Source organism: Bradyrhizobium sp. 23 (genome assembly GCF_023073295.1).
GTDB classification, from domain to species: Bacteria; Pseudomonadota; Alphaproteobacteria; order Rhizobiales; family Xanthobacteraceae; genus Bradyrhizobium; species Bradyrhizobium canariense_D.
The window spans coordinates 21,832-26,989 of sequence record NZ_JADPJF010000116.1; the positions used below are offsets into that span (position 1 = coordinate 21,832).

Consider the following 5,158-nt stretch of genomic DNA (forward strand, 5'->3'; position numbering starts at 1 on the left):
TCACGGAAAGTTCGCTGCCCGTTGACAGAGGTCCATGATCGCCACCAGGTACAACAGCCATCTGCAGTCGAAACGTAAGTGATGTCGGCGAGCCAGATCCGGTTCGCTGCTGCGGCCCTAAAGTTGCGATCGATGAGGTTTGGCGCGATCGGCAGGCCATGACGGCTGTCGGCAACGCGGTGCGGCCGGGCCATCATGGCGCCGATGCCTTGCCGATGCATTAGGCATTCGATCCGGCCATGGCTGGCGCCAGGTCCTTGTGCCCGCAGCGCGGCATAGACCCGTGGGTTGCCGTCCCCGAGCGCCGCTGTCCTGATGAGATATCAGTCGAGAGCGCAGCATTGGTCGTCGTGCGTGCTCTGTCCGGACGCTCGCGCCAGGCGTGATAGCCGGCCGGCGAGACCTCGAGCAAGAGACAACAGAACCAATACGTCCGCTACTATTAGGTATGCCCGGGTCACTTGTGTAGGGCGGCAGCGCCAGCGCAGCGGGCGGGTGCTTGCATTGCGCGATATCGTGCACCGATCGTTGCGGACAACGTGATTTGGTCCGCGCAATCGGAATACGCTGCGCTGACGCGATTGCTTGTATTGCGGTTGTGGCTCACGAAGCGTCCCACGTTCTCAAGTTAACGCATTTAGTCTTGAGCGCATATAGGTCGCAGGTCCAGGCAGACGTTGACGAGCAATCAATGCGAGGCGCTTTCGCATCGACACGCAAGACCGATCCGCTGCGTTGATCTTCCGAGCTTTTTTGCTTCAACGCGTCGCGCAAAGCTCCTGGTCAGGAGTCCGGCCGATCGCGCACTCAATGCGTTCGCGCATAGCTGGATCGATATCTTTGGCGCCGAGCAACTTTGGCGCCGGCCGCTCTTGCATTTGAAGAGCTGGTCTATCCCAGCTAGCGCAACTGCAGAGCCCCAGAGTGGCGAAGAGAGCCGAGCACGAAAGCAGACAAAATGAACCCAAGCGCCACCGCGCTGCCTTACGAGGTGAATTCATGCGGTCCTTCTTAAATTGACTGCTGCGCCTGTGAATCGGGCGCAAGGAGCGTGTTGCTGAGTTCCTCGGACGGGGCGTCGTCGTCCTTTGCAGCTGCGAGTGTAATGGATCCAACAGGCTGGATTGTGAAGTCCGAGGCAAGGTCCTGATAGGATAGAACAGCAAGATCGATCCCATTACGGGTGAGAAAGCCGCGGACAAAGCGTCGAATATCCATCGAAGCAAGGATAACCGGCTTGATCTGCGCCCGAACTACGTTCGAATGGATGTGACGCATTTTTGAGAGCAGCGCCTCGCTTTGCCCGTCGCTCAAAACCAAGTAGGGTCCTTTGGCAGTCTCTCGAACCGCGCTGCGCACGATATCCTCGGTTTGACGTTCGATGACAAAGACCGGCACGACGCGGTGTGCGTTGGCATACCGGTGGCAGATTTGCCGTCTCAGACCGGAGCGAACATGTTCCGTGAGCAAGACGACGTTTTGTTCACGTCCGCTCCATTCGGCCAATGCCTCCAGAACCAGCCGTGTGTTCCGGATCGGAATACCCTCCTCCAGGAGGCGCCGCAAGACGTCGGCTACTTTAGGGATCGGCGTCGTACGCAACACCTCCTTGACCAGATCGGAATATTCCGTCTCCATGCGGCCCAGCAACTGGCGCGTCTCCTGGATACCCACCAAGCACTGTGCATAGCGGGTCAACGCCGAATGGACGCGCAAGGCCAGGATTTCAATGGGACGGTGGTGCCCGATGCCGGCTGCTTTGAGAGCCGGTGCATTGCTCTGTTCAATCCAGATTTGATCCGTCTCCCGGTCATGCCGAAACGGGATGCCACTCAATTCAATGTTGGCCGGATCGTCGTGGAGTGCGAGCTGGGTTGGATCAATTAACTCCTGCTCGACGGGCACGCCCTCGACATCCACCCTGTACTGCAGGTCTGGCAAGCGCTCGTCGACCTCGATGGGGATGCGCGGAATTGTGATGCCGAGATCAGACGAGATCAGTCCCGAAACGCGTGCAATGTGCTGTTGCAATTCTTCTTTGTCGATCGCCCGTGTCAGACTTGACGCAAGGAACAACGCGATGGGAAGCGCCTCCGCAGGCACGATTTCCTTGTTAGACTCTGTGGGAGCCGGGCGAGAGACATCAGCGCTTTTCTTGCCGCTTTGGGTCCCACCGTCGGCAAAGCTCGCTGCCGCAAAGACTGCAGCCAAGACGAGAAAGACAGGGAGCGGAAAACCCGGAATAGCCCCCATTACAACGAGGACGCAGGCAGACAGCCGCAATGCGTGCGAGTTTGCTGTGAGCTGGTTAACGATGTCGGTCCCAAGATTGAGCCTTACGACCCCATTTACACGAGTGATGATTGTGGCAGCTGTAATCGAGAGCAGCAGCGAGGGAATTTGTGAGATTAACGCATCACCTATGGTCAGCAGGGTATATTGATGCAGCGCCGCCTGGAAAGACATGCCCTTGGAGAGCAGGCCGATGGTGATCCCGCCCAGCATGTTGACGCAGATAACTACCAATCCTGCGATGGCGTCGCCCTTTACGAATTTCATGGCGCCATCCATAGCCCCGTAAAGCTGGCTTTCTTTCTCCAATGTAGCGCGCCGGCTGCGGGCTTCGTTCTGATCGATATGGCCATTGCGCAATTCCGCATCGATTCCCATCTGCTTGCCTGGCAGAGCATCGAGCGTGAACCGCGCCGCCACCTCCGCCACGCGTTCAGCCCCCTTGGCGACGACGATGAACTGCACCATGGTCACGACTAAAAATATGACAATACCAACGACGATATTCCCCGATATGACGAAATCACCGAACGTGCGAATGATGCTGCCCGCATCCCCCTCAGCCAAGATCAGCCGCGTCGTTGATACGGTGAGCGCCAGACGGAATACCGTGGAAATCAGAATGACGCCTGGCAAGGACGAGAAATCAAGTGGAGTGCTAATATAGAGAGCGACCATCAGCAGCAATATGGCGAAGCCCAGATTGAAGCCGACGAGCGTATCGATCGCCACTATCGGGATCGGCATGATCATCATGCCGACCGTCAGAAGCAGCATCAACGCGACCATCAAATCGGAGCTGGCCGACGCGCGCGCAATGATCTTACGCAGGACGCTGGTCATGGGGACCTTCCGATCGTTGATTGATCAGGCCAGTGCCGTCACGCAACGAGACATAGCGTTGGAAAGCGGCGAGCGCCTCGTCTATGAGGCCGGCCCGCCGCAGGGCGTGGCTACGCAACAGCATCAAAGAGATACGCGCCGAGGGTTCGTCATCAAGTGTGTTCAGCCTATCTATGACCTGCAACGCCTCACCTCCGAGACCTTCCAAGATGAGGGCATAGGCGAGAATCCGTAATAGATCGACATCTCGCGAGTCCTTGCCGACGATGAGTCGTAAGAGAGCCACGCATTCTGCGCTCTGCCCACATGCAAGGTGAAGATACGAAAGTGTACAGAGCAAATCGCGCTCCTGCCCGGAACTCAGTGAGTCGTTATCGGATTTGGAAACGTTGGTCGTCCGTTGCGCTCCATCGGAGTTGAACATTGTTAGGCTTCGATCAAGCTATTCCGATTCCGGCGGAGCAGCGCTAGCCAGTGCAGTCCCTGCCGTAGGACGACGATACCGCCCCCAGCTATCGGATCCGCAGGCGCGGCCGCCAGCTTATGGACGAGACCTTCCAGAACAATGCTATACCGCTCCGCCCGCAGCATGTCCGGATGACGAAGGCTTGGCGTGACGAAGGAGAGTAGATCGTGCGCGATATCGCGCCCGTAGAGCGATGCCATCCCAGCGCGTTGCTCGAGCTCATAAATGCGAGTGCGCATCTCGTTGAGACTGACACGCCCGACTGCATCAATACCTTTGGCCTCCGATGCGGCTTCGATCGCTAGATCCAGCGGCATATAGCGCGTGTTCAGCTCGCCCCAGATCGACGCCAGCTCCTTCTCGCCGTTTGCACGAGCACCGTCCGCCTCACCTTTATTGGGTTGGATGGTCGGCCCTATCACTGGTTGATGATGGTGCTCGCTGAGTCTCTGCGAAGCAGTGCCAGGCCCGACATCGTAGCGGGACACCTTTGACATGACGATCTCCTTATCCTTCCTTCGGGCCCGGAAACCCTAATACGGAACGGCAACAACGCGGCCATTGCGGCTTAGCAGCACACGCCCATCCTCGATTCGAGTGACCGCCCATCCGTCGGCCAAGAGAGCGCCGACGAAATACTTCTGCCCACCGACAAGGAGATAGGGCTGGGGTCCGCGCGAAACAGCTTCGATCGCGATTGAGGATGGCTGCTTTTCCTCCTTGACGATCACTCCGTTCACCAGTGTCACCGCACCGTATGTACGACCATCGAACCATTGCTGGAGCTCCTGCCATTTCGCAACGGTTGCAGGCGTGACTTTTCCCTCAGCGCTAACAAAACCCGGCCCCGAACCAACCCTGATATCGAGCAGGCCCGCCTTATCAATTTCCTGTTTCAGCACTTCGGCCGCAGCCTGAGCTCGCCGATCGTCAGGCCGGTTCATACCCAGCTTGGGTACAAGCTCTGCGGCAGGCGGAGCAATGCCGGTCGGTGCACTTCCGCTGGCTTTGAAGAAAATCGTCGAGAGACTGCCTACGCCAAGAAAGCTGAGGAGCACGAGGGCGAGAGCTGAGATCCAAACGCGCGAGAGGCTGATCGACCGAGCCTCAATCGCATTCTGCATCGACCAGCGAATAGACATGGCGCCCGCACGAATGACGGCGGGAAGAAAAAGAACAACACGCTCACCTGCGGCGATATCCCCTTCGCCCTCTGGGGTGCTTACGGTCGCAAGAGCCTCAAGCTCGATTGAATTGCCAACGAGGGTGATACGTAGGTGATGCGGCTCAAGCCCTTGTTCGACGAAAACCATATCCGCGTCGAGGCCGCTACCGATAAGACTCGTTCCGACAGCCGCCTTCCCGCTTAGCCCAGCATAAGGTCCCGACAGTACCTCGAAATGTAAGGAGGCGGCCTCATTCACGGACAATTCTCCGAACTATGAGGAGCACGGCAGGGCGATTGGTCGCACGACTCATTCCTAGGCCGCACCACTCACATCGCCCCGACGACGGGAACGGCGGGGCGAGATTCGCCCCGCCTTTCACCGTTATCCG

At 58.1% G+C, this 5,158-nt stretch carries 4 protein-coding genes and 1 pseudogene; all 5 read right to left on the minus strand.

Going from position 1 to position 5,158, the window contains the following annotated elements:
- A pseudogene (locus tag IVB32_RS28715) lies at window positions 1–197 on the minus strand (hypothetical protein); the annotation flags it as partial.
- Window positions 198–1,011: 814 nt separating this feature from the next.
- On the minus strand, window positions 1,012–3,135 hold the full coding sequence (sctV, locus tag IVB32_RS28720; protein WP_247344790.1) for a type III secretion system export apparatus subunit SctV: 2,124 nt from the start codon (window positions 3,133–3,135) through the stop codon (window positions 1,012–1,014).
- The gene (locus IVB32_RS28725; RefSeq protein ID WP_018458377.1) at window positions 3,116–3,559 is read right to left on the minus strand and encodes a hypothetical protein; all 444 of its coding nucleotides are present in this window, start codon (window positions 3,557–3,559) and stop codon (window positions 3,116–3,118) included. Before IVB32_RS28725 ends, sctV begins: the two co-directional genes overlap by 20 nt.
- Before the next feature lie 2 nt (window positions 3,560–3,561).
- The gene (locus tag IVB32_RS28730; protein WP_018458378.1) at window positions 3,562–4,098 is read right to left on the minus strand and encodes a hypothetical protein; all 537 of its coding nucleotides are present in this window, start codon (window positions 4,096–4,098) and stop codon (window positions 3,562–3,564) included.
- Window positions 4,099–4,134: 36 nt separating this feature from the next.
- A complete protein-coding gene (locus IVB32_RS28735) occupies window positions 4,135–5,025 on the minus strand; it encodes a hypothetical protein (protein WP_018458379.1) in 891 nt (296 codons plus the stop codon).
- Window positions 5,026–5,158 lie beyond the last annotated feature (133 nt).

Excerpts from the sequence above, each read along its gene's own strand:
- IVB32_RS28730 (WP_018458378.1), bottom strand. The coding sequence starts at position 4,098 with ATGTCAAAGGTGTCCCGCTACGATGTCGGGCCTGGCACTGCTTCGCAG.
- sctV (WP_247344790.1), bottom strand. The coding sequence starts at position 3,135 with ATGACCAGCGTCCTGCGTAAGATCATTGCGCGCGCGTCGGCCAGCTCC.
- IVB32_RS28725 (WP_018458377.1), bottom strand. The coding sequence starts at position 3,559 with ATGTTCAACTCCGATGGAGCGCAACGGACGACCAACGTTTCCAAATCC.